The 25955-nt window shown below is 58.3% G+C and carries 18 protein-coding genes; 11 read left to right on the forward strand and 7 right to left on the reverse strand.

The annotated features are described in order from the left end of the window. Positions 1 to 5 precede the first annotated feature (5 nt). The 5 genes from ACA060_RS15125 to ACA060_RS15145 all read left to right on the forward strand — a co-directional run bounded on the left by ACA060_RS15125 (position 6) and on the right by ACA060_RS15145 (position 6516). Positions 6 to 3101, forward strand: a complete 3096-nt coding sequence (locus tag ACA060_RS15125; RefSeq protein ID WP_497311630.1) for a multidrug efflux RND transporter permease subunit — start codon at positions 6 to 8, stop codon at positions 3099 to 3101. Between the two features lie 199 nt (positions 3102 to 3300). Continuing rightward, complete coding sequence (locus ACA060_RS15130) at positions 3301 to 4200, forward strand: hypothetical protein (protein ID WP_497311631.1); 900 nt, start codon at positions 3301 to 3303, stop codon at positions 4198 to 4200. A gap of 98 nt (positions 4201 to 4298) precedes the next feature. Continuing rightward, positions 4299 to 4940: a DUF1345 domain-containing protein gene (locus ACA060_RS15135; protein WP_497311632.1), complete on the forward strand. Its 642-nt coding sequence runs from the start codon at positions 4299 to 4301 to the stop codon at positions 4938 to 4940. A 76-nt stretch (positions 4941 to 5016) separates the two neighbouring features. After that, entirely contained in the window at positions 5017 to 5856 is an 840-nt protein-coding gene (locus ACA060_RS15140) for an AraC family ligand binding domain-containing protein (protein WP_497311633.1), read from the forward strand. Between the two features lie 51 nt (positions 5857 to 5907). Then, positions 5908 to 6516 carry a LysE family translocator gene (locus tag ACA060_RS15145; protein ID WP_497311634.1) on the forward strand — a complete coding sequence of 203 codons (609 nt, stop codon included), beginning with the start codon at positions 5908 to 5910 and terminating at the stop codon, positions 6514 to 6516. 79 nt (positions 6517 to 6595) lie between these two features. On the opposite strand, the gene ACA060_RS15150 is transcribed toward ACA060_RS15145, so the two are convergent. Both ACA060_RS15150 and ACA060_RS15155 read right to left on the reverse strand, forming a co-directional pair. After that, the gene (locus ACA060_RS15150) at positions 6596 to 9244 is read right to left on the reverse strand and encodes an autotransporter outer membrane beta-barrel domain-containing protein (protein WP_497311635.1); all 2649 of its coding nucleotides are present in this window, start codon (positions 9242 to 9244) and stop codon (positions 6596 to 6598) included. A gap of 242 nt (positions 9245 to 9486) precedes the next feature. Then, on the reverse strand, positions 9487 to 12267 hold the full coding sequence (locus tag ACA060_RS15155; protein WP_497311636.1) for a hypothetical protein: 2781 nt from the start codon (positions 12265 to 12267) through the stop codon (positions 9487 to 9489). 304 nt (positions 12268 to 12571) lie between these two features. Here ACA060_RS15155 and ACA060_RS15160 point away from each other — a divergent pair, with 304 nt between their 5' ends. The 5 genes from ACA060_RS15160 (at position 12572) to ACA060_RS15180 (ending at position 17926) form a co-directional block, all read left to right on the forward strand. Next, a complete protein-coding gene (locus ACA060_RS15160; protein ID WP_497311637.1) occupies positions 12572 to 13597 on the forward strand; it encodes a LacI family DNA-binding transcriptional regulator in 1026 nt (341 codons plus the stop codon). 167 nt (positions 13598 to 13764) lie between these two features. Beyond that, positions 13765 to 14547 carry a sugar phosphate isomerase/epimerase family protein gene (locus tag ACA060_RS15165; protein ID WP_497311638.1) on the forward strand — a complete coding sequence of 261 codons (783 nt, stop codon included), beginning with the start codon at positions 13765 to 13767 and terminating at the stop codon, positions 14545 to 14547. After that, positions 14540 to 15565 carry a sugar kinase gene (locus ACA060_RS15170; RefSeq protein ID WP_497311639.1) on the forward strand — a complete coding sequence of 342 codons (1026 nt, stop codon included), beginning with the start codon at positions 14540 to 14542 and terminating at the stop codon, positions 15563 to 15565. The genes ACA060_RS15165 and ACA060_RS15170 overlap by 8 nt, the downstream gene beginning before the upstream one ends. 60 nt (positions 15566 to 15625) lie before the next feature. Next, positions 15626 to 16924 (forward strand): MFS transporter, encoded by a 1299-nt coding sequence (locus ACA060_RS15175; protein ID WP_109631829.1) that lies wholly within the window; start codon positions 15626 to 15628, stop codon positions 16922 to 16924. 21 nt (positions 16925 to 16945) lie between these two features. Further along, the gene (locus ACA060_RS15180; RefSeq protein WP_497318254.1) at positions 16946 to 17926 is read left to right on the forward strand and encodes an NAD(P)-dependent oxidoreductase; all 981 of its coding nucleotides are present in this window, start codon (positions 16946 to 16948) and stop codon (positions 17924 to 17926) included. Between the two features lie 126 nt (positions 17927 to 18052). Here the strand turns inward: ACA060_RS15180 and ACA060_RS15185 are convergent, their stop codons facing one another. The 4 genes from ACA060_RS15185 to ACA060_RS15200 all read right to left on the reverse strand — a co-directional run bounded on the left by ACA060_RS15185 (position 18053) and on the right by ACA060_RS15200 (position 23706). After that, complete coding sequence (locus tag ACA060_RS15185; protein ID WP_497311640.1) at positions 18053 to 19240, reverse strand: pyridoxal phosphate-dependent aminotransferase; 1188 nt, start codon at positions 19238 to 19240, stop codon at positions 18053 to 18055. A 43-nt stretch (positions 19241 to 19283) separates the two neighbouring features. Continuing rightward, a complete protein-coding gene (locus ACA060_RS15190) occupies positions 19284 to 20909 on the reverse strand; it encodes a methyl-accepting chemotaxis protein (protein WP_497311641.1) in 1626 nt (541 codons plus the stop codon). Positions 20910 to 21257: 348 nt separating this feature from the next. Then, positions 21258 to 22400 (reverse strand): glycerate kinase, encoded by a 1143-nt coding sequence (locus ACA060_RS15195; RefSeq protein WP_497311642.1) that lies wholly within the window; start codon positions 22398 to 22400, stop codon positions 21258 to 21260. A 193-nt stretch (positions 22401 to 22593) separates the two neighbouring features. Continuing rightward, complete coding sequence (locus ACA060_RS15200) at positions 22594 to 23706, reverse strand: sugar diacid recognition domain-containing protein (RefSeq protein WP_109631835.1); 1113 nt, start codon at positions 23704 to 23706, stop codon at positions 22594 to 22596. A 169-nt stretch (positions 23707 to 23875) separates the two neighbouring features. Here ACA060_RS15200 and ACA060_RS15205 point away from each other — a divergent pair, with 169 nt between their 5' ends. Further along, complete coding sequence (locus ACA060_RS15205; RefSeq protein WP_497311643.1) at positions 23876 to 25186, forward strand: MFS transporter; 1311 nt, start codon at positions 23876 to 23878, stop codon at positions 25184 to 25186. Between the two features lie 274 nt (positions 25187 to 25460). Here ACA060_RS15205 and ACA060_RS15210 read toward each other — a convergent pair whose 3' ends face one another. Next, on the reverse strand, positions 25461 to 25823 hold the full coding sequence (locus tag ACA060_RS15210) for a DUF6124 family protein (RefSeq protein ID WP_109631839.1): 363 nt from the start codon (positions 25821 to 25823) through the stop codon (positions 25461 to 25463). Positions 25824 to 25955: the final 132 nt, after the last annotated feature.

Here is a 25955-nt window from a genome sequence, read left to right on the forward strand (position 1 = left end):
TTTTTATGCCGCAGTTCTTTATCGATCGCCCGGTGTTCGCCTGGGTGGTCGCCTTGTTCATCCTGCTGGCCGGCGCGTTGGCCATTCCGCAATTGCCGGTGGCGCAATACCCCGATGTCGCGCCGCCGCAGATCGAAATCTACGCCGTGTATCCTGGCGCCTCGGCGCAGACCATCGACGAGAGCGTGGTCAGCCTGATCGAGGAAGAGCTCAACGGCGCCGATCATCTGCTGTATTTCGAATCCCAGAGCAGCCTTGGCAGCGCCACCATCAAAGCCACTTTCCAGCCGGGTACCAACCCTGAAATGGCCCAGGTTGATGTGCAAAACCGCTTGAAAGTCGTGGAGTCGCGTCTGCCACAAGCGGTCAATCAGCAAGGCTTGCAGGTGGAGAAAGTCTCCGCCGGTTTCCTGTTGCTGATCACCCTGACCTCCAGCGACGGCAAGCTCGACGATGTGGCGCTCAGTGATTATCTGGCGCGCAACGTCATGAACGAGATCAAGCGTCTCGACGGTGTCGGCAAGGCCCAACTGTATGGCGCCGAACGGGCGATGCGCATCTGGATCGACCCGCAGAAGCTGATCGGTTTCAACCTGACCCCGGCCGACGTCAACGCCGCCATCGTCGCGCAGAATGCTCAGGTCTCGGCCGGCAGCATCGGTGATTTGCCGACGCGCACCACCCAGGAAATCACTGCGACCATTCTGGTCAAAGGCCAATTGTCGACGCCGGAAGAGTTCGCCGACATCGTCCTCAAGGCCAACCCCGACGGTTCCACCGTGCGCATCAAGGACGTCGCGCGAGTCGAAATCGGCAGCCAGGAATACCAGTTCGGCACGCGCCTGAACGGCAAGCCGTCCACCGCCGTCAGTGTGCAGTTGGCGCCGGGCGCCAATGCCCTGAGCACCGCGACCCTGGTGCGGGCGAAGATGGATGAACTGGCGCGCTATTTCCCGGCAGGCGTCGAATACAAGATTCCGTACGACACTTCACCTTTCGTTAAAGTCTCGATCACCAAAGTGGTTTACACCCTTGGCGAGGCGATGCTGCTGGTGTTTGCGGTGATGTTCCTGTTTCTGCAGAACATCCGCTACACGCTGATCCCGACGCTGGTGGTGCCGGTGGCGCTGATGGGCACCTTTGCGACCATGCTGGCGCTGGGCTTCTCGATCAACGTGTTGACCATGTTCGGCATGGTGCTGGCCATCGGCATTCTGGTGGACGACGCCATTGTGGTGGTGGAGAACGTCGAGCGGATCATGGCCACCGAAGGCCTGTCGCCCAAAGAGGCGACGCGCAAAGCCATGACGCAGATTACCGGTGCGATCATCGGCATCACCCTGGTGCTGGTGGCGGTGTTCATTCCGATGGCGTTCATGCAAGGTTCGGTCGGGGTGATTTACCGCCAGTTCTCGCTGTCGATGGCCACCTCGATCCTGTTCTCGGCGTTCCTTGCTCTGACGTTGACCCCGGCGTTGTGCGCGACGCTGCTCAAGCCGATTGCCAAGGGCGAGCACCACGAAAAGAGCGGTTTCTTTGGTTGGTTCAACCGTGGTTTCGAACGTTTGACCGCGCGTTATCAAGGCTGGGTCGCCTATGCACTGAAACGCACCGGTCGATATCTGCTGATCTACGGCGTGCTGCTGATCGGTCTGGGTCTGTGCTTCAGTCGTTTGCCCTCCTCGTTCCTGCCGGTTGAAGATCAGGGTTACACCATCACCGACATCCAACTGCCACCGGGCGCGAGCAAAAACCGCACGGTGCAGGTCGTCGAGCAAATTGAAGCGCACAACGCCACGGAACCGGGTGTGGGCGACAGCACGGTGATTCTCGGCTTCAGTTTTTCCGGCAGCGGGCAGAACGCCGCACTGGCATTTACCACGCTCAAGGATTGGTCGGATCGGGGCAGCGACGACTCGGCAAGTTCCATCGCCGACCGCGCCAACATCGCGCTGAGCCAGATCAAGGATGCCGTGGCCTTCTCGGTGCTGCCACCGCCGGTTGACGGCCTCGGCACCTCCAGCGGCTTCGAGTTCCGCTTGCAGGACCGTGGCGGCCTCGGTCATGCCACGCTGATGAAAGCGCGCAGCGAATTGCTCACCGCCGCCGAGAAAAGTCCGATCCTGATGAACGTGCGCGAAAGCGCGCTGGCCGAAGCGCCGCAGGTGCAGCTGGAAGTCGACCGCAAACAGGCTAACGCGCTCGGCGTATCGTTTGCCGACGTGGGCAACGTGCTGTCCACGGCGGTCGGTTCGGCCTACATCAACGACTTCCCCAATCAGGGGCGGATGCAACGGGTGGTGGTCCAGGCTGAAGGCGATCAGCGCAGCCAGGTCGCCGACCTGCTGAAGATCCACGTGCGTAACGATGCCGGGAAGATGGTGCCGTTATCGGCGTTTGTTCAAGCGAAATGGATTCAGGGGCCGGCGCAATTGACCCGTTACAACGGCTACCCGGCGATCAGCATTTCCGGTGAGCCGTCGCCCGGTCACAGCACCGGTGAAGCCATGGCGGAAATCGAGCGGCTGGTTGCGCTCGGCCCGGCGGGATTGGGTCAGGAGTGGACCGGGTTGTCATTGCAGGAACGTTTGTCCGGCAGTCAGGCGCCGATTCTGCTCGGTTTGTCGCTGCTGATCGTGTTTCTGTGTCTGGCGGCGTTGTATGAGAGTTGGTCGATTCCGACGTCGGTGCTGTTGGTGGTGCCGCTGGGTGTGCTCGGCGCAGTGCTGGCGGTGACCTTTCGCGGAATGCCCAACGACGTGTTCTTCAAAGTCGGGTTGATCACCATCATCGGACTGTCGGCGAAGAACGCGATCCTGATCATCGAGTTCGCCAAGAGCCTTTATGACGAAGGCCATGATCTGATCGACGCAACCTTGCAAGCCGCCCGCTTGCGTTTGCGGCCGATTGTGATGACTTCACTGGCGTTTATCCTTGGCGTGGTGCCGTTGGCGATTGCCACCGGAGCCAGTTCGGCGAGCCAACAAGCGATCGGCACCGGGGTGATTGGCGGGATGATCACGGCGACGCTGGCGGTGGTGTTTGTGCCGGTGTTTTTTGTGGTGGTGATGAAGTGGGTGAAGCGCATGAATAAAGGGTGACTACCGCCCTCGCGGGTGATGACAATAGTTTTCACCCGCCGAACACAAGTCTGGCCTCAGCCAGAAAAAATCCACTTCAGTTATAAAAAACAGGACTCTTACACCTGTTATATCTGACAGTTACTTAGGAACGATCAAACACATAAGCTGTTTCCTGCCGCGCGGCAATTAAATATTCCCCTACCGGTCAGGAGCGCATATGGAAATCACCACCACGGGCATTATCACAGCGAAGTTGAATGACGAGGTCAATTTTCACGGAGACAAGAAACCGACTCTTTACCATGACCCTGTGTACAATTTTTGGGTCGCGAATTCAGCTGATGTAAAAGACGACGGGCAAAGCTTCTTGATCGAGCTACGGATACCGGATGAGGGAGATGTGACGAACAAGGAGTATTCCATTGACAGTGACTATTCAAACCTTGCCACCGCCAAGGCAAGCTGGATTGAATTTCGGGATTCTAACTGGACGCCTTTTCTGGTTAAATCGGGCAAAGTAAAAGTAACCATCGATACTAAGCAACAAACTGTAACGGGCACTTTCGATTTCACCGTTCGCCTTCCAGAAAACAAGGAACTTGTCGTCAGTCAAGGCTTATTGGAGATGAAAGACTTTGAAGTCCTGGCAGCTTCAAAGGCAGATACTGCCGGCGCCTTCACGGCTACACTTGAGGGTGGCGCGTATCAAAAATACAACGCCAATCAATTCCTGCTCGTGGCACGCCCCGGGAATCCGGAGGTAGGCCTGAAGGTTCCACATTGGCTGGCATGGTCCCAGACCTATTCACACGGTGTGCCCAACCGCCCGCTGGATATAGTCACTATCTCATTTGCACGCGACCTTGGACCTGGCACTTATGACCTGGCCGCATTCAAGGATAAAATCCTCGTCAGTTACAACGAGGTTTATCCCGGAGCAGCAGGCTATCCGGCACAAAGCGGCATATTGGTGGTTGAGGAAGTGCCCGCGGATGGTTCATCGCATGGTTTGTTCAGGGGACGCCTGGAATTCATCAGTGAAGAAGCCTCCAACGGGACGCGAATTACGTTTAAAAACGGAGTTTTCACTTTCGACAGTAATCCTCAAACCCCTTGACGCTTTTGACCTGCCTTTGATTGATCTGAAAGGCAGCGCTTGATGCACCACTCACGGCAAGGCTATGGTGCTGCAAAAGGCCCTGACCGTGAGTCTCCATGCCCTTCCTCGCCCGCACCCACCCTCGCCTGTCCGCCGCCACCACCCTTGGCGTCGCGGCAGGCATCCTGGCTCCGGCCGATTCGATCATCAGCAAAATCCTCATTGGCTGGAATGTCGGGGTCTGGACGTACCTGATCCTGATGCTCTGGCTCACCACGCGCGCCAAGGCCCCGGACGTGAAGCGCATTGCCGAAGTCGAAGATGAAAACGCCGGTCTGGTGCTGTTCGTGGTGTGCATCGCCGCGATTGCCAGCCTCGCGACCATCACCTTTGAACTGGCCGGCAGCAAAGACCTGGAAACCACCCGCAAGCTGCTGCATTACGGCTTCACTGCGCTGACGGTTCTCGGTTCATGGCTGCTGATCGGGGTGATTTTCAGCGTGCATTACGCCCGTCTGTTCTACACCTGGGACGGCAAAGACCTGGCGCTGCGCTTTGCAGAAGGCCTGGAAACGCCCAATTACTGGGACTTCCTGTACTTCTCTTTCACCATTGGCGTGGCGGTGCAGACCTCGGACGTCGGCGTGGCGACCCGGGGCATTCGCAAAATCGTGCTGGCACAATCGCTGATCGGTTTTTTGTTCAACACGGCGATCCTCGGCTTCTCGATCAACATCGCGGCAGGACTGTTCAACTGATGCGTGCACAAACGTTCTAGGCATCGACCTCGGCATCGGCGTTAAATAAACCGGCAATCCGTCCCACAGGTGCAGCATGACCACTCACAACTGGATCGATCTGGCCCAGGACGCCGATACCGCCATCGAGACCCTGCGCGCGCATTTCCAGGGCCACGCCTACGACCCGCATTGGCACGACAGCTACCTGGTGGGCGTCACCGAACAAGGCGTCCAGCAATTCAATTGCCGGAGGGCGACGCATCAAAGCACGCCGGGCAAGGTATTCCTGCTCGAGCCGGGTGACATCCACGACGGCGACGCGCCGACCGAAGACGGTTTCACCTACCGCATGCTGTACCTCGATCCGCAGTGGCTGAAACGTGAACTCAGTGCCGTCTTCGAAAATGCCCCCGACAACAGTCAATTGAGTTTCGCCAACACCCTGGCCAGCGATCCACGACTGGCCCACGCCACCAGCCTGGCGTTTCAAACGCTGCATCACGGCGAGCTGAAAATCGTCCGCCAGACCGCGCTCGACAGTTTGCTCGAACGTCTGACCAGCCATTTACACTGGCGCACCCGTTACGGCGAAGATCCGCGCCTGCCGTTGGTGGCGCAGAGGGCTCGTGAGTATCTACACGCCAATGCTCAATACGATATCGGCCTCGATCAATTGGCCGCAGCAACGGGTGTCGACCGTTTTCGTCTGACTCGCGCCTTTAAGGCCGCCTATGGCATGGCACCCCACGCCTACCTCGTGCAATTGCGCCTCGCCACGGCCCGGAGAATGCTGGCCCTTGGCAGTCAACCGGCAGCAGTGGCGATGGAACTGGGCTTTGCCGATCAGAGCCATCTGGGCCGCTGGTTTGTCCGGGCATATGGCTTGACTCCGGCGCTGTACCGCAAGCGCTGCTCAAATCTTCCAGACGCATGACCCGAACTTTGTGAGGATCGGCTCCAGAGATCATTCACGGAGCCCGCTGCCATGTTGTCCACCGTTCCCACACTGCTGCCATTTTTGCTGTTCGCTTTTGTCGCGTCCATCACGCCGGGACCAACCAACATTCTGGTGCTGAGCAACAGCGCCCGCTTTGGCTTCAAGGCAGCGCTGCCGATCATTTTCGGCGCCTGTGCCAGTGCGGCGCTGATTGTGTTGCTGGTGGGGAGCGGTGTGGGTGAGTCGCTCTCCGGATTGCCAGGGGTGCAATCGCTGATGAAATGGGCCGGGATCGCCTGGCTGAGCTTCCTGGCATGGCAGATTTACCATGCGCCGCTCTCGACATTCACCGTGGAAGGTGGAAAAAGACGCGAGTTTGGATTGTGGGCAGCCGCGAGCTTGCAGTTGGTCAATCCAAAAACCTGGATGATGGCGTTTGCCGTGGTGGGTGTGTTCGCCGGGGTCGGCGATGATCGTCAACTTCAGATTATCGGGCTGTCGCTGGCATTTTTTCTGGTTTCGCTGCCGTGCCTGACTGTTTGGGCACTGTTGGGAAAGGGTGCAAACCGATGGCTTGGCTCGGCAAAGGCCCTCCGGCGTTTTAATCGCGCAATGGCGTTACTGCTATTGGTTTCTGCCTGGCTTGCGCTGATGTGACGCGAGTCTTTAGCTAAAAAAATGCCCCGAAACGTTCAGGGCATTGTTGTATCGAGTTAGCTGAGAATCGCTGACTCCATCAGAAGAAGTAGCTCAACCACAAGTTCCCACTCCAGTCCTGGCTGACCGTCTTGCCTTTGCTGCCACCGACTTGACCGGACACTTTCCAGTTTTTTTGTGCAGGCGTCCACTTCAGGCGTGCACCGTATTCAACGGCACTGCGACCACGATCGTCATCGAAGGCATCATCGTCATTGATCGTGACCTCGTTGGTTTTTACAAACTCATGAGTGACGGCGGTGACCAGACTCGGCTCCAGCACACCCCCGCCTTCGAGCGCAATTGCTACCCCGCCCCGGATGCCGACTTTGCCTTGAAACGAACGCATGGCATCGCTTTCTACTTCCAGCCCATTGTCCAGTCGATAGTTGTCGCTCTGGGTGATGGCTGTGGCCAGTTGCACTTTAGGTTCGATAAAGTAGCCGCTGTCGAAACGAATATGTTTGCCCACCGCCACCGACCCGCTGACACCCAATGCTTTGAAGTCACCTTTGGCAGGTGTGCCATCGCTCATGATGACCTTGGCCTTGTGATCAAACTCGTTGATCTTGGCCATGACGTTAACGAAGACACCGCTTTTAACATCGAACGTATTGCCATAGACACCGGCGTTCAGGCTTGTAACCGTTGCACTGGATCCGTACTTGAGATCCATCTCGGTATGACTCGACCCGAAAAACCCTCCCAACACCCATAGACGGCCCGCCAAATCGACCGCCGTATCGGCACCTGCAGTGATTCCCCTCTGGTTCTGGGTATACCCGTCGCCGTAGGCATTCTTGACGCTGTATTGATTGCCGTACGTGTGCACCCAGACGCTGTTGCTGAGGTTCATGACCGCGTCGTCACCGGCTGCACGTAACGAACCCATCTGATTGTCGCTCATGCCACGCTCACCCACCTGCTCGCTGAGCATGGTTGTTTCAGCGTACGTGATACTGCGCGCGCTGCCTGCCAGTGCCAAGGCCGTATTGGTCGACGTACTGACCGTTTCCTTGTCCGGCCGCAGGTACAACCCCTCGCCGTTCCTCGCCAGCCGGTAGACAAACGTGCCGCCGTCCACTGTTTCCCCATTATTCAAGCTGACGTCAGCGTTGCCCGAATTGATAATGCCGATGTGTACGTCCTCGGCAGTCAGCGGATTGTTGCCGGTAGCGGTGACATCAAATTTAATTTGACCGTCCGCGTGCCCGGCATTGAAAAAATCGGTATTGCCGGTGCTCAAGTCTGTCCCCGTGAAAACAGTGACGTTTCCGGAGACGTTAGCGACATCCAGCCGAAGGAACTGCTCGTTGGTGCCCATGCGCACGATGCCGCCGTTGGACGTCAGGTTCTGTATGGCGTTATCCCCGGTCATCACCCACTGCGCCGCGTTGTTGATGCTCAGATTGCCTGAATTGTTGACTTTGCCGGTCAATACCGACCCATTGTCCAGCAGCACGTTGCCATTGATACCGGTAACTACATCACCGGTCATGCTGCTGCCATTGGTCAGCGCAAGGCTGGAAACATTGTCGGCATTGCCGTTGAGCACAGAGCGGTTGTCCAGCGACACACTGCCATTGGCATCGGAGAGCACGTTACCGGTGATACGACTGCCATTGTTCAGTGCGAGGCTGACGACATTGTCGACATTGCCGTTGATTGCAGAATTGTTGTTTAAATTGACCGTTGCCGCTGTCCCCGCAACAGCCTGCACATTACCGTTCAACGTGCTGTTGGAATCAAGGCTGACCTGAGTGACATTCTGCAAATTGCCATTGATGGAGGCTGCGTTTTTCATCAACAGCGCAACGGTGCTGCCGGTATCGGCAACGACATTGCCATCCAGAGCACTGCCGTCAATGGCGAGATTGGCGGTGGAGCGATTGGTCGCTTGCAACAGGTTACCGTTGCCACCGATCAGCTCGCTGGTGCCAGAAATACTGATATTCGCAACTGTACCGGCAGCACCCGAAGAGCCCAATAAGATGGCTGACCCTGTTCCCCCCGTTACACGGGTACTGTTCAACGTCACTGTGTTGGCATTGACACCGGTTAAATCAGTGTTGATTTGCAGGCCGTTCTTCTCTCCGGACAGAACGCTGCCGTTGGCCGAAAGCGTCGCTCCACCAAGCCTCACACCATAACTGTCCGAACCCGTGCCTCGGACGGTGGAGTTCTCGACGTTTAATACGGCAAAGCCCACCGCATCCGCGCCATTCAGGCCGATGATCGTGCTTCCTCCCTTGACCGTCGCGCTTGAAGACGCCGGGGTAGTGGTATTGCGACCCAAGAGAAGACCGAAACTGTTGGTACTGATGATGGTGCTGTTGTCGATGATGGCGCTGCTGTCGATCAGTTGTATCGCCCCCCTGCCAGCCGCGCTGTTTACAGTCGCACCAGAGAGGTTTACCACTGAAGTGTTGGCATCGATACGGGCGCTTTGACCGCCATTGAAAACGACGTTGGCATTTGATGACGAGATGGTCAGCGCCTGTGCGTTATCAATGGTTAGTGTGCCCCCTTGGGACACCACCCAGGCTTCCGGTGCGGGTGGGTTCGTGACGACTGCGCTCTCACCTGGATTTAGCGTTCGACTGAAGGCCTCGCTGGAGGATAGAAGTGCCGCAGCAATCCCTAACTTCTGAAAAGTCACAGAGGGCGGAGATTTAAAACAAAAATGCATGGGGAATTCCTCAAACTGCGCAACTACTGACATTGCTTTTTGGCAGTATTGAAAGCTCCCGCCAAAAAAACGTTCGACACTTTAATGAGAAAATCGAGACTTATATGTAGGAATATTCCTTATCAAAAGAGGAATTATTCTCGCCGACTGTAGCGCGTCTACCGTTCCCTTGCCGTTAACACGGGTAATCACGAAAGAAACATCCGTGTCTCTCTCGCAATACCGATCAGCTAATACGCCAACTACTGAGCAGCCGGAGCAGGTGTCAGATCGCAAAAATTGAAGCTGTTGCTGATATTGTCGATCCGTTTGATGATTGGGTCAGACGATTGCTGTCCATTGATATCGGTCGTGTACCAATACTTGCCATACGCTATTGCTCCCCTGACAGGTTGTGCCAATTTGAAAATGGCAGGGTTGGCCACTGGCGCGACATCAGGAATATTGGCTGCTTTGATCACATAAGGTTGAGCGTCTTCAGTATTCGGAATCAGATCAGTACCTGCCAAGTCCCTGTAAGCTGCGAAATGTGCTGTAATCGTTTTACCTGGTGGTAGAAGCGGATCTTTTGGAATCTGCAAGCCTAGAACCATGCTACTGGTTGGAGTGATCATGCCGTAACATTCGATGTAATCACGCAAGGCCGGATTTCGGACCCTGATTGTAGGTGGAGGTAAAGGTACTGCTGCACCAGCAACAGTCACCAGTTGGTTAAGGGATTTCATTACATTTTTATCACTATCTGCCTTCTGAATGGTCCAGTGAGCATCTACTGTGCCAATGGGCAACCTGGATATGATATCTGCCGAAACAGGAACTTCAAATTCATCCGCATCTTCAAATGGATTAAATTCACCTACAGGCTGACCATTAATGAAACACTTCGCCAACTCGGCCGAAGTAATAGGAGGCTGACCGATTGCAAAGGTAACTTTAAATTTGCCCGGACTGTTTCTGTCACCTGGCCGCAAGTCGTTAGGCGTATTCGAGGCACCCGTCACTACAGGCAACACGAGATCTCTGTTGGTAAGATCTGGAAGATCCGGATTCGGAGGTCCCGCATGGTCGAATGCCAACGTGATGAGTTGAACCGGAGATTCAGCGTTTGGAATACCGGTTCGAACGATCTCATACCAGATATTGGCCATTTTAGGCTCATCGGCATTGTTAAATATTTGGGAGAGATCCGTGTATGTCAGGGCAAACGTTAAATTGGTATTGGCGACCCACGGTTGGGAGGTAAGATTTACAGAGTTAGTTGCGTCAGTGGCGTCTTCAATGGTGATGAAAATTTCATCGCCTGGCTCTGCATTCGTGATGAAAGCGCTTTCAACGATCGCGGTTATCCCGCCGGCAAAATCGTCCAGATAAAGTGCCGTGGTATAGTTCGGATCGGTTTTCGGTACCAGAGGACCTTTTGTTGAAACTGGAGGTTGTGCCAATGCCAGTGTCAGTACGTCACTTGCGGCAGACTCCCGACTTTCATTACCAGGCAGATCTTTCCATTGATACTGAATTCTGACGCGGCCGTTTGGAAATGTGCGTAACACGGTGTTGTCGATAGTAAATGCGCCGCTAGCGGGTACCGCATCGTTCCACACCTCGACTCGCTGAGCGCCAGAAATCAACCAGACGCGAAGATTTTCGTCAAGACGACGCAGCGGATAACCAACGTTCACGGTGAAATTCAGGTCGGCGTTAGCCGGCTCCGCCAACCAGGCTTCGTTAATTGTGCGTTGCGCATCCGAGGGTGAATTAACGAACGCGGGGGTTGGCGTTGGTACGGCGAGCGTGACAACGGCATTGCCATTGGCGTCTGACCTTTTTGAACCAAACGGTGCAGTCTTGTCGATAACAAACTCCAACACATTGGAGGGTTCATTAACACCGCCCCCCTCTTTGTAGAGTTGAAACATAACTTCATGAGTGGTGGGCGTTGCCGGTGTTGGAAGTTCTGGAAACAAGCTTGCTGGCAACGGGATCGGTATAGTCCCAACTGGCCGGGCAGCAACCGGACCAAGTGCAATTTTTTGATTCCACGTTGTCAGCGTCTGGCCTTTAACACCGTGTTCCAGTTCCAGTTCATCCTCGTCAAACTCTTCTGCAGTGCGGGTAAAGTCAATCGTCACAAACCCGGTGTCCAGCACGCTTTTGGCGATCAGACCGTCTGCAAGTGTGTCTATAGAAATATCAGCCAAGGGGTCAATATTCTTGACACCGTTGAATTCAGGTCTTGGAGTTCTTGGTACGATTTTTATAGCCATTTTTCCATCTCCTTGTGTATTCAGGCCGAAAGGGCCGCGTTCGCCAGGTGTTACCCTGTCTATTTTCACCAAACCTTTTTTCGACTCGCCGACAAGTCGCCCGCCTTTGAACAACTGCCAGTGAGCAATGGCTGAATCATTATCAATAAGTGGCTTGACATTGGGGTCAAACGGAACAACAAACAGCCAATGTCCATTTATATGCTTCGGCTCCAGCGTTATCTCCCAGTCACCGTAAGTACCCCGCACTGGTGGCCCGCTTCCATTCAAACTTGAATACCCTTGCCAATATAATTTGGCTTTATCGCCATCTGCCGCAGGGCTATTGGCTGTAGGTATCAAAACGGTTGCTCCGCAGGTCAACGGCGGTACTGTCTCGTTATTCAAGTAACCCCAAATCGTTGCATGGGGAAACGTAGGTTCATTCAGAACAAGAATGGGCGTGTGATCTATCGTCAGTTTTCTTTCAGGTGATGGATCCGCGATGCCACCGCTCGCTTTCCAAACCAGGTAGGACAAAAGCGCAACGCCGTCAGTTGCGAGGTGCGCTGGCGTCAAATTGAAATAAAGATAAGGTGGTTGTGGTGGACTATAGAATTCTGTGTAGAGCCTTGTAACAGTGCCACCCTGATCCAGTTCAATCCAAAGTTCGTCCAGTGGCTCCGGGTCGGGCCAGTAAGGAATAATGATTCGAGTACCATTAAGCAAAATATTGCGCGGCACGTATCCGTCGAGATCATTATCATCAATACCTTCCACCGATAGCGGGCTCGCTAGAATCCCTGTACTTCTATCGGTCGCCTTCCTCATCGTCATGATGTACTCGCCCGTTCACTTTAATTACGCGGAAGATTTGAGATTCTTCTGGGGGAGATTAAGCGCTCAGACACTGCACCTGCCTACTGTCAGATATGACAGGTGAAGCTACCGTTCGTCGGTTTTAAACGGGCTTTTGTCCATTCCCACATCAAATGCTTCTTGACGGAGATGTGTGGATTGATGTTTCCTGAAACCGGTTTCAGAAATTTACGCAGCAGACTCCGACAATAAGAAAATCAACGCCATGAACGACTTCTCCACCGCCCAACGCAGCCGTGTAACCATGCTCGATGTCGCCGAACGCGCCGGCGTATCCAAGGCCAGCGTCTCGCGCTTCATCGGCGATGACCGCGCCCTGCTCTCCGATGCCATTGCCCTGCGCATCGAGCAGGCGATTGCCGAACTGGGCTATCGCCCCAATCAGATGGCCCGTGGCTTGAAACGCGGTCGTACGCGCCTGATCGGCATGCTGGTGGCCGATATCCGTAACCCTTATTCGATTGCCGTGATGCACGGGGTGGAAACCGCTTGCCGTCGTCATGGTTACAGCCTGGTGGTGTGCAACACTGATCGCGATGACGAGCAGGAACGTCAGCACTTGGCGCTGCTGCGCTCGTACAACATCGAAGGCTTGATCGTGAACACCCTGGGCCATCACCGCGATGAGTTGCGCGAGTTGCATCGGGAAATGCCGATGGTGCTGGTGGATCGCAAGGTCGAGCAGCTGGAGAGTGATCTGGTCGGGCTGGACAACCCGGCCGCCGTTGAAATGGCCCTCGCCCATTTGCAGGAGCGCGGTTACCGCGATGTTCTGATGGTGACGGAGCCGTTTGACGGCACCAGTTCGCGGATTGAGCGAGTGAGCAGTTTCAAGGCGCAAATCGCGCAACGCCCTGCTTTAACCGGCGCGGTTGTTGAGACCGGCAGCGAACTGACCTCACGGCTGAAAACCTTCCTGAACACTCCAGGTCCTGGCCCGAAAGCGTTGTTTTGCGCCAATGGCATTGCGGCGCTGGCCAGTACGCATTCGTTGCGCGAGTTGCAGTGCAATCTGTTTGAGGATTTGGGGCTGATCGCGCTGGATGATCTGGATTGGTATCCACTGGTGGGCAGCGGGATTACGGCGCTGGCCCAGCCGACGGCGGAGATGGGCGCGAGTGCCTTTGAGTGTTTGCTCAAGCGGTTGCGCGGGGATGATGGGCCGGTGCGGACGATGGATTTTTCGGCGCGGTTGATTGTGCGTGGGTCGACCCTGGGGGATTTGCGGTGAATGTGCGGGCCTCTTCGCGGGCAAGCCCGCTCCCACAGGGATCGGTGGCGTTCACAAAACCTGTGGGGGCGAGCCTGCTCGCGATGAGGCCCTGAAGAACAGCAGAAAACTTAAGACAGCTCCTTTTTTTTGAACAAAAATGAAACCGGTTTCAGAGGTGCAAAACAATGAATAAACCACCCGTTTCCATCAGCCTGTCGAGCTATGGCGCCGACCTGGTCCGCCAACGCGGCCAAGGCAGTTTTATCGAGGTCTTGGCCGCTGCCGGCGCCTCGCGCATTGAATGGCGCGAAGAGTTGCTGACTGATGAAAATCCGCTGCAACTGGCCGCCGACACCCAGGCCCGAGGTCTGGAAAGCATCTATTCCTCGCCGATGGAGTTGTGGCTGGCCGGCCAGTCGAGACCCAATCCTCAACTGCTCACCACACTCCAGCGCGCCGAAATATTCGGCGCCAAGTGGCTGAAAGTCTCCCTGGGCTATTTCACCGACAACAACGATCTCCAGGCCTTGAGCCGAATCCTCGCGCAAAGCCCGGTGCACTTGCTGGTGGAAAACGACCAGACCTTGCACGGCGGTCGTATCGAACCGTTTCAACGTTTCTTCGGCGAGGTCGAGCAACACAACCTGCCGATCAAGATGACCTTCGACATCGGCAACTGGCAATGGCAGGACCAGTCCGCCGCCAGCGCGGCGCGGTTGCTCGGACGGCATGTCGGCTACGTGCATTGCAAAGCCGTGGCGCGCCGGGCCGACGGCAAACTGGTCGCCACCCCGCCGGTGGCCAGCGACGTGCATCTATGGGAACAACTGTTGCGGCACATGACCCAAGGCGTGATGCGGGCGGCGGAATATCCGCTGCAAGGCGATGACCTGGTGCAACTGACCACCGAACACGTCGCCACCCTCGCCCGCCTCGGTCAATCCTGTCTGGAGAGTGCTCATGTCTGAGTTCGATATCCTCTCGTTCGGCGAAACCATGGCGATGTTTGTCGCCGAACAGAATGGCGATCTGGCGGCCGTCGGCCAATTCCACAAACGCATTGCCGGGGCGGACAGCAACGTGGCGATCGGGCTTTCGCGGCTGGGCTTCAACGTTGCCTGGTTGAGTCGTGTCGGCGCTGATTCATTGGGCCGGTTTGTCGTCGACACGCTGGAAAAAGAAGGCCTGGATTGCAGCCATGTCGACATCGACCCGGCGCACCCGACCGGGTTTCAGCTCAAGTCCCGAGCCGACGATGGCAGTGATCCGGTGGTTGAGTATTACCGCCGTGGTTCGGCAGCCAGTCACTTGTCGGTGCAATCGATCTCCGAGCAGTTGCTCAATGCCCGCCACTTGCACGCCACCGGCATTCCGGCGGCGCTGTCTGCGTCGACCCGGGAAATGTCTTTCGAATTGATGTCTCGCATGCGCAACGCCGGGCGCAGTGTGTCCTTCGACCCGAACCTGCGCCCGAGCCTGTGGGCCAGCGAACAAATGATGATCACTGAGATCAACCGCCTCGCCGCCCTCGCCCACTGGGTGTTGCCGGGGTTGAGTGAAGGCCGTTTGCTGACCGGGTTTGAAGACCCGGAAGACATTGCCGCGTTTTACCTCGATCAGGGTGCAGAAGCGGTGGCGATCAAGCTCGGCCCGCATGGCGCGTATTACCGCACGCCTCTGGATCAGGGATTTGTCGCGGGCGTGCCGGTGGCAACGGTGGTCGATACCGTCGGCGCCGGTGATGGCTTTGCCGTCGGCATGATCAGCGCCTTGCTGGAAAACCACAGCTTTGCCAATGCCGTGCAGCGGGCCAACTGGATTGGCAGCCGGGCGGTGCAGAGTCGAGGGGATATGGAGGGGTTGCCGACCCGGCTTGAACTGTCTTCTGAATTTGAGGCCGCCATCGCGGGCAAGCCCGCTCCCACAGGATCGAGTCCAGACGCAAAACCTGTGGGAGCGGGCTTGCCCGCGATGGGGCCCGCCTAGTCACCGCAATATTTCCCCGTTACCTGCTGCGACAAAAACAACAAGCTCAGGAGCACCACCATGAAAACCGCCTCACTCGCCACCCGCCGCTGGTGGTACATCATGCCCATCGTCTTCATCACCTACAGCCTGGCGTATCTGGACCGCGCCAACTATGGGTTCGCTGCCGCCTCCGGGATGGCCGCCGACCTGATGATCACCCCCGGCCTGTCGTCGATGCTCGGCGCGCTGTTTTTCCTAGGCTACTTTTTCTTCCAGGTACCGGGCGCGATCTACGCGCAAAAGCACAGCGTGAAGAAACTGATTTTCGTCAGCCTGATCCTCTGGGGCGGGCTCGCCACACTGACCGGCATCGTCTCCAACGCCTATTGGCTGATCGTGATCCGCTTCATGCTCGGCGTGGTCGAAGCCGCGGTGATGCCGGCGATGCTGGTGTACCTGTGCCACTGGTTCACCCGGGCCGAACGCTCGCGGGCCAACACTTTCCTGATCCTCGGCAACCCGGTGACCATGCTCTGGATGTCGGTGGTGTCGGGTTATCTGGTGCAGCATTACAGCTGGCGCTGGATGTTCATCATCGAAGGCTTGCCGGCGGTGCTCTGGGCATTTATCTGGTGGCGTCTGGCCGACGACCGCCCGGCCCAGGCCAAGTGGCTGACCGACCAGGAGAAGCACGACCTGGAAAGCGCCCTCGCCGCCGAACAGGTCGGCATCAAGGCAGTGAAGAACTACGCCGAAGCCTTTCGCTCACCGAAAGTAATCATCCTGGCGTTGCAGTTTTTCTGCTGGAGCATTGGTGTCTACGGTTTCGTGTTGTGGCTGCCGTCGATCCTCAAGGCCGGCGCGCAGATGGACATGATCGAAGCCGGTTGGCTCTCGGCGCTGCCGTACCTGGCCGCCGTCATCGGCATGTTGCTGGTGTCGTGGGGCTCGGACAAATTGCAGAAGCGCAAACGCTTCGTCTGGCCGCCGCTGCTGATTGCCTCGATTGCGTTCTACGGCTCCTACGCCTTGGGCGCTGAACATTTCTGGTGGTCCTACACACTGTTGGTGATTGCCGGCGCCTGCATGTATGCGCCTTACGGACCATTTTTCGCGATTGTCCCGGAGATTCTTCCTGCCAACGTAGCCGGCGGCGCGATGGCGCTGATCAACAGCATGGGCGCGCTGGGTTCGTTTGGCGGTTCATATCTGGTCGGCTACCTGAACAGCTCCACCGGGTCGCCCGGTGCTTCTTACCTGCTGATGAGCGGTGCGTTGATGCTCTCGGTGGTGCTGACGATTTTCCTCAAGCCCGGCGCCAGTGACCGGGTCGTGGCCAAGGCCGCTGCGCAACGGCCAGTGACGGCTCACCCTTGAATTGAAGTTGAGATGATGACGATGAAAAAGCAGGTCGTGCTGTACAAGAAACTCTCGCCGCTGTTGATGGCTCGCCTGCATGAGCGCACCGAGGTGACGCTGATCGACAATCTCAAGCCGGAGGGCATCGCGCAACTGCGCGACGCCCTGCCCCGCGCTCACGGACTGCTCGGTGCGAGTCTGAAGCTGGACGCCGAACTGCTTGATCTGGCGCCCAATCTTGAAGCCATCGCCAGTGTCTCCGTCGGTGTCGACAACTACGACATCGACTACCTGACCGAGCGACGCATCCTGCTCAGCAATACGCCGGACGTGCTGACCGAAACCACCGCCGACACGGGTTTTGCGCTGATTCTGGCGACGGCGCGGCGCGTGGTGGAGTTGGCCAACATGGTCCGCGCCGGTCAGTGGAACCGCAACATTGGCCCGGTGCATTTCGGCACCGATGTGCATGGCAAGACGCTGGGCATCATCGGCATGGGGCGGATTGGCGAGGCGCTGGCGCAACGTGGGCATTTTGGCTTTGGCATGCCGGTGATCTACCACAGCCATTCGCCGAAGCCGGCGGTTGAGCAACGTTTTGATGCTCAGTACCGCAGCCTGACGGAGCTGTTGCAGCAGGCCGACTTCATTTGCCTGACGTTGCCACTGACGGCTGAAACCGAAGGGTTGATTGGCGCTGCAGAGTTCGCACTGATGCGGCCGGAGAGCATTTTCATCAACATTTCCCGAGGGAAAGTCGTGGATGAGGCAGCGCTGATCGAAGCGTTGCGCACCGGACAGATTCGCGCGGCGGGCCTGGATGTGTTTGAGCGTGAGCCGCTGAATGTTGACTCGCCGTTGTTGACGTTGAACAACGTGGTGGCGACGCCGCACATGGGGTCGGCGACGCATGAGACACGGGAGGCGATGGCTCAATGCGCGGTGGATAATCTGCTGATGGCGTTGGCTGGGGAGCGGCCCAAGAATCTGGTGAATGTCGGGGCGTGGTCCGGGGCGTAGAAATTTAGCGTCTATGAGTCAGACTTCGCGAGCAAGCCCGCTCCCACATTGGATTTGTGGTGTTCACAGAACCCTTGTGGGAGCGGGCTTGCTCGCGAAGAGGCCGGCATTGCCAACGCAAAACCATCAGGCGCGCCGCGCTTCCAGCAGGTCCGCCGCACACAAGGCGATTCGCCGACAAGCATCGGCCAGTTTCACTTGATCCACCACCAACCCGATCCGGATATGCCCCGCCGCACTCGGCCCGAACGCCTCACCGGCCAGCACAGACACGCCGTACCCCTCCAGCAAACGCTCGGCAAACCCTTGGGCACACAACCCGGTCGGGCGCACATCGACCATCACGAACATCCCGCCATCCGGCCGCACCGGTCGGAGCCCCGCGCAATTGCTCAACCGCGCACACACCAGATCGCGACGCTGGCGATATTCCTCACGCATCAGCGCGACTTCCGGCAGGTCTTCATCCAGCGCCACTTGCGCGGCTTTCTGCACAAAATCGGGAATGCCGAACAGCATGCACAACGACAAATGCACCAGATGCTCGGCCAGCATTTTCGGGCCGATCGACCAACCCACGCGCCAGCCGCTCATGGCGTGGGACTTGGACAAGCTGTTGATGGTCGCGGTGCGTTCGGCCATGCCCGGCAGGCTCGCCGGGCTGGTGTGCTCACCCTCGAACAACAGATCGCTGTAGACCTCGTCACTGATCAGCCACAGATCATGGCGCACGCACAACGCGGCCAGCGCTTGCCAGGTCTTGAGCGGCAAACTGGCACCCGACGGATTGTTCGGACTGTTGAGCAACAGGACGCGGGTCTTCGGCGTGATCAGCGCCGCCACATCCGCCGGGTCAACGCGAAAGCCGTCCTCCGGGCGCACCGCCACCGGCACCACTTTGGCGGAGCAGGCGCCGAACACGCCTTCGTAGGTGACGTACATCGGCTCGGCAACGATCACCTCATCGCCTGGATCGAGCAGGCATTGCGCAACCGAATACACCGCACACTGCGCCCCCGGAAACACAATCACATGATCGGCGTCCACCGCCTGACCACTGCGCTGTCGATGACGCCGCGCGATGCTGCTGCGCAATCCGCGACTGCCACGCACCTCGGGGTAATGCGTTTCGCCGGCCCGCAAGCTGTCGATGGCGGCCTGGACGATGGGCGGCGGTGTGTCGAAATCCGGATCGCCAATCGACAGAAGCAGCACATCGATTCCCTGCTCGCGCATTTCCAGCGCTCGGTCATGAATCTGCCAGGCTGCCGCTCCGTCGCCGGCGATTCGTTGGGTCAAGGCTGAATAGCGCATGTAATTCTCCTGTCGCGCGCGGACTCCCAGCCACAACCCTATCTCAAATCACGAAACGCGCCACCATCGCATTCAAATCCACCGCCAGGCGCGACAGTTCATGGGTCGCGGCGCTGGTCTGATTGGCACCGGCGGCGGACTGGGTGGCGAGGTCGCGGATGTTCACCAGGTTGCGGTCGACTTCACGGGACACCTGGGCCTGTTCTTCCGAGGCGCTGGCGATCACCAGGTTGCGTTCGTTGATCAAGTGGATCGACTGGGTGATCTGCTCCAGCGCCACACCGGCGGCGCGGGCCATCTCCAGCGTGCTTTGGGTGCGCTGATTGCTTTGCTGCATCGACGAGACCGCTTCGCCCGTGCCGTTCTGGATGCCGGCGACCATTTTTTCGATTTCCTGGGTCGATTGCGCCGTGCGATGAGCCAGGGCCCGGACTTCATCCGCGACCACGGCAAAACCACGTCCGGCTTCACCAGCACGCGCCGCTTCGATCGCCGCGTTGAGGGCCAGCAGGTTGGTTTGTTCGGCGATGGCGCGGATCACGTCCAGCACTTTACCGATGTCGCGGCCTTGCGCGGCCAGGCCTTCGATCATCAACGAAGTGTTTTGCACGTCATGGGTCATGGTCTGGATCGCGTCGACGGTTTCCACCACACGGTCGCGGCCTTCGCGCGCGGCTTGGGTCGACTGGTTGGACGCTTCTGAGGTCGACACGGCGTTGCGCGCGACTTCTTCCACGGCGGCGGTCATTTCGTTGACGGCGGTGGCGGCCTGTTCGATTTCGTTGTTCTGTTGTTGCAGGCCGCGGGACGCTTCCTGGGTCACGGTGCTGAGTTCTTCAGCTGCGGCGCCCAGTTGCGTGGCGGAGCCGGCGATCTGTTCGATGGTTTGGCGCAGGTTGGCCTGCATGACGGACAAGGCCCCGAGCAAACGCGCCGGTTCGTCCTTGCCGTCGACCTCGATGGCTTTGATCAGGTTGCCGCCGGCAATGGTTTCGGCCACCTGCACGGCGCGGTTCAGCGGCGTGATGATGCTGCGGGTCAACAGCCAGGCCAGCAGCACGGTCAAGAGCGACGCCACCACCGACACCGCGATAATGCCGGTCACGGCGGTGTTGTAGTTGTCTTCCGCGATAACACCAGCCGCTTTGGCGCCCTCCTGGTTGTACGCCACCAGTTTATTAAGCTGTTCGCCCATCTGGTCGGTGCCTTCCTTGATCCGCGTGTTGATCAGGGTGCGCATCTCATCGACCTTGTTCTGGCGCGACAGGTCCAACATCTCGCGCTGCGCTTGTATGTATTTGTCCAGCGTGGCGCTGAACACTTTATACAGCGCCGCTTCGTCCGGGCCCGCCTTCAATTCGGCATAACTGGCCTGGGCCTTGCGCGCTTTGTCGGTGAGCACGGCAATCCGGGCTTCAGCTTCCTGCAGACTGGCCGGCTCGCGGTTGACCAGAATGCGGAACGACAGAATGCGCATGCGCAGGATGTTTTCGGTGACATTGCCCAGGTACCCAACGCTGGGCAGTTGGGTACTGCCCATCTCGACCGAGGCGTGGCGGATGATCGACATGCGGTTCACCGCGAATACACCCAGCACGATGACGAGCAAGGCAATGAACGCAAAACCCAGGAAGGCTCGAGGCGCGATATTCAGATTACGCAGGGACATAGGACGATACTCGGGTGATTGAAGCGGCGAGCGTCCTTGCGGTGATGGCTGAGTGGCGGGCATGAGGCGCGCGCGGGGTCAGCGTGGCGCCACTGTTATAATAGGTTTGTGTACGCCTATTGGATGTATCGGCTGGGGATGAGGTTTTTCGCGGGGATCTGAGAAAAATATTTTTGCTGGGCGACATCTGTTTCAACGCTGAAACACAGTGGCGGCCCTGATGAACATTTGTGGCGAGGGAGCTTGCTCCCGTCCGGCTGCGCAGCGGCCGTAGATTTTGGGGCCGCTTCGCAGCCCAGCGGGAGCAAGCTCCCTCGCCACAAGATTCCTGTGTGCTGACAGTTTTGGTCAGCGCTTGCGGCTGGCCATCCGCCAAACACGCGCGATATCACTCGCCCGATCACGCAACAACCGCGGCGCCTCGGCACACGCCTGTTCCAGCGTCATCGGCCCGCTGGCCAAGGCAAAAGCCGCATCGATGCCATATTCATACAAATCCTGATAACCCTCACCCAACGTCCCCGCGATCACAATCACCGGCACGCCCTGCTCACGGGCAATGCGCGCCACGCCAAACGGCGTTTTGCCGCGCAACGTCTGGGCGTCAAAACGGCCTTCGCCGGTGATGACCAAGTCAGCGCCCTTCACCGCTTCTGCGAGCCCGACCAACTCGGCGACGACTTCCACGCCCGCCTCGAATTGCGCCTCCAGAAACGCCTTGGCCGCAAACCCCAAGCCACCCGCCGCGCCGCTGCCCGGTTCGTCCTGGACGTCCTTGCCCAACGCCTGGGCGCAGAGCTTGGCGAAGTGCCCGAGGGCAGCGTCCAATTGCCGGACCTGCTCAGGCGATGCACCTTTCTGCGGACCAAAAATCGCCGAAGCGCCGTGAGGACCGCACAGGGGATTGTTGACGTCGGCAGCGATGTCGAAGCGCACCTTGGCCAGACGCGGATCGATTTCACTCAGGTCGATCTGAGTCAGGTGCGCCAACGCCAGACCACCCGGTGCCAGCGTTTGCCCCTGCGCATCCAGCAACTTCACGCCCAACGCTTGCATCGCCCCGGCGCCGCCGTCGTTGGTGGCGCTGCCGCCAATGGCCAGGATCACTCGTTGCGCCCCGGCATCCAGCGCGGCGCGAATCAGTTCACCCGTGCCAAAGGTGCTGCTGACGCACGCATCGCGTTGCCCCGGCGGCACCAGTTGCAGGCCGCTGGCCTCGGCCATTTCGATGATCGCGGTGTGGGTCTGCGGCAACCAGCCCCACGCGGCATCGACGGTGATGCCGAGCGGACCGCGAACCTGGGTCCTGCGCAATTCACCTTCGCACGCCGCCAGAATCGACTCGACCGTGCCTTCGCCACCGTCGGCCATCGGGCATTTGACCAACTGCGCGTCAGGCCAGACCTGCGCCAATCCCAGAGCAATGGCATCGGCCACACCTTGGGCACTCAGGCTGTCCTTGAACGAATCGGGGGCGATGACGATTTTCATGCGAATTCTCCAGTTCCAATGCGTTCCATGCTGCCAGCAGCCCCGAACAATAACGCCGGTCCGCTGCACAAGCGGGGGTGGCGTTTATTGTTCATTTCTACAAACCTTGCCGACCTACACACTTGTTGTAGCAGCTGACGTTGTGGCGAGGGGATTTATCCCCTCGCCACAGGGCAGCTACAGAAAGAGGGCTTCAGTCGGTTTGGGGGAGGAGTTGGACGCCTAAGTACAGCGCAAGCATCCCGTCCAGTTTCAGCGGGTCAACCCCGCTCAACTCGGCAATCCGCTCCATCCGATAGCGCAAACTGTTGCGATGAATCCCCAGCGCATCCGCACACGCCTGACTCTGCCCGTCGTGCTCACACCAACTGCGCAAAGTCGCCAGCAGTTGACCGTTGCCATCCTTGGCGATGACTTTGCGCAGCGGCTTGAGCAATTCATCCAGCGCATCATCATTGCGATGCCGCCACAGCATCACCGGCAGCCGATACCGGTGGAGCGTCAGCAATCGCGATCGCGGCAACACATCGCGCCCATACGCCAGCAAATCGCCGACCCGTCGATAACAGCGGCGCAACCCGGACAACCCATCCGCCTGCCCGCCCACGGCAATACGCAAAATGTTCCAGCCCAGACCGTCGAGTTTCTCCAGCAGCCGATCATTCTCGATCGCCTGACTCGCCGGCCGGCACCACAGCAACGAAGACTTCGCCGAACTCACGCACCAACTGTCCGGGTACCGCGAGGTCAGCCAGGCACTGAGCGCATCCACCGTTTGCCCCGGCCCATGCTCCATGCCCAACTCGAACAGATACGGCACCCGGGTCATCTGCGGCTTGAGCCCCAATTGCTGCGCTTCATCCAGCAAGCGCGGTGAATCCCCGGCCTCGCTCAGCAGCAACGCCAGCAGATCGTCGCAACGCTGACGCCGCCATTGCTGCTCGGCCTGCTGATTGCGCTGGCCGACCAGCATCTCCGCCGTCATCCGCACCAGCTCGGCATAGGTGCGCAATTGCTCGGGCTCGCCGGTAATCCCCAGCACACCAATCAGGCGCTGATCGAGCAACAACGGCAGGTTGATCCCCGGCTGCACGCCTTTGAGATGAATCGCCGTCTGCGCGTCGATCTCCACCACGCGCCCGTTGGCCAGGACCAGTTGCGCGCCTTCATGGCGGGTGTTGATCCGCTCCGGTTCGCCGCTGCCGAGGATCAAGCCCTGACTGTCCATGACGTTGACGTTGTACGGCAGGATGGCCATCGCCCGGTCGACGATGTCCTGGGCCAGGTCGTGATCGAGTTCGAACATATCGGGATCCTTGAAGGCGTGATGGGACGGCTTGTTCACCCGCACAGGGCTTGGTTGCAAACCCTGTGCTCAGGCACAAAGACAGCAACCCCGAGGGTGGCCGAGACTCTCTGGGCGATCAACGTTACCCTGCGCATCGCAAAAAATCATAATAAAGAGAGAGCCCGCCATGTCACAGAGCGCCGCCGCTACCCAGGCCATCGTTGACGACAAAAACGCCGTCTACAAACGCATCACTCTGCGTTTGATCCCCTTCATCTTCATCTGCTACCTGTTCAACTACCTCGACCGGGTCAACGTTGGATTCGCCAAGCTGCAGATGCTCGACGCACTGAAATTCAGCGAAACCGTGTACGGCCTCGGGGCCGGGATCTTCTTTATCGGCTACGTGCTGTGCGGTGTACCGAGCAACCTGGCACTGACCAAATTCGGTCCACGGCGCTGGATCGCGTTGATGATGATCGTCTGGGGCACGCTCTCGACCTGCCTGCTGTTTGTCACCACCCCGACCGAGTTCTACACCTTGCGCCTGTTCACCGGCGCGGCCGAAGCCGGGTTCTTCCCGGGCGTGGTGCTTTACCTTTCGCAGTGGTTCCCGACCTTCCGCCGTGGCCGCATCATGGCGCTGTTCATGTCGGCGATCCCGGTGTCCGGCCTGCTCGGCAGCCCGTTTTCCGGCTGGATTCTTAACCATTTCGCCGCCGGCCAGGGCGGGTTGGCCGGCTGGCAGTGGATGTTCCTGCTGCAAGGCATTCCGACCGTGATCCTCGGCGCCCTCGCCTATTTCCTGCTGAGCGACAGCTACGCCAACGCCAAGTGGCTGACGCCGTTTGAGCGTTCGGTGCTGGAAGCCGACCACGCCATCGATCTGGCCAACAAACCGAAAACCTCTACCGACTCGTTGCTGGCCGTATTCAAGAACCCGGCGATCTGGGCGTTCGGTTTGATCTACTTCTGCATCCAGAGCGGCGTCTACGCGATCAACTTCTGGCTGCCGTCGATCATCAAGAACCTGGGCTTCAGCGATAACCTGGTGATCGGTTGGTTGAGTGCGATTCCGTATCTGCTGGCGGCGCTGTTCATGTTGATGGTCGGTCGCTCGGCGGACCTGCGCAAAGAGCGTCGCTGGCATTTGGTGGTTCCGATGCTGATGGGCGCGGTCGGTCTGCTGATCGCCGTGAACTTCGCCACGACGCCGGCCATTGCGATCCTCGGCCTGACCATCGCCACCATGGGCGCCCTCACCGGCCTCCCGATGTTCTGGCCAGTGCCTACAGCGATGTTGAGCGCAGGCGCGGCGGCGGGCGGTTTGGCGTTGATCAACTCCATGGGGCAGATGGCGGGTTTCCTGAGCCCGTACCTGGTGGGTTGGGTCAAGGACAGCACCGGTTCGACGGATGCTGCGCTGTATCTGCTAGCGGGTGTGATTGTGTGTGGCAGCTTGCTGGCGTTGCGCATGACGCGGACGTTGAGGGTTTAAAGATCAACAAAAAACGGCCCTTTCGGGCCGTTTCTTATTTCGCATGTGTACTCAGATCTTATGTGGCCAGACACACTTTTTTGGCCACACAGGCATTTGTGGCGAGGGAGCTTGCTCCCGCTGGGATGCGAAGCAGCCCCAAAAGCCGCAACCGCGAACTTTCAGGCACACCGCATATGCCGGATTTACGACTGCTGCGCAGTCGAGCGGGAGCAAGCTCCCTCGCCACAAGTAAGTGCACTTACATAGCAAAGTGTTCTTCTCAGAACTTAAGCTACCCCTGCGGGCCAACGTTATCCAGCACCCGGTTCGCAGCAATCTCCGCCACCATGATGCTGTTCGAAATACCCAAAAGCGCATAACGCGACTCCCCCTCCAGATGATCCACCAACTGATGGACCATCACATCGACCGAGGCCAGCGTCTCGACCAGGTAAACCGCCAGGGTTTCGGTCGTGGCTTCGGGGTCCACGGAAAACAGGGTGCTGCGGGTTCGCGGGGTGGCTTTGATGTCGGCACTCGACGGGAAGTGAAAATCGAGCGCTCGTTCGGCGGCTTCGTTGAGCTTTTTTGAGTCGGGGAATTCGTAGGGGGAAACGTCGTCCGCTTCTGGTGGGTTTGGCGTTGGTTTGAACATAGATGAAACTCCTAATTGAGATTAAGGAGCCCTCACCCTCGCTACCAAACGAGTGGGTGGTGGCCATACGCGGGTTGGTAGACCGGCAATTAGGACCCGGCGCCCCCGAGGGAGCCCTGCGCATGACCACCA

Source organism: Pseudomonas sp. LBUM1671 (genome assembly GCF_059695685.1).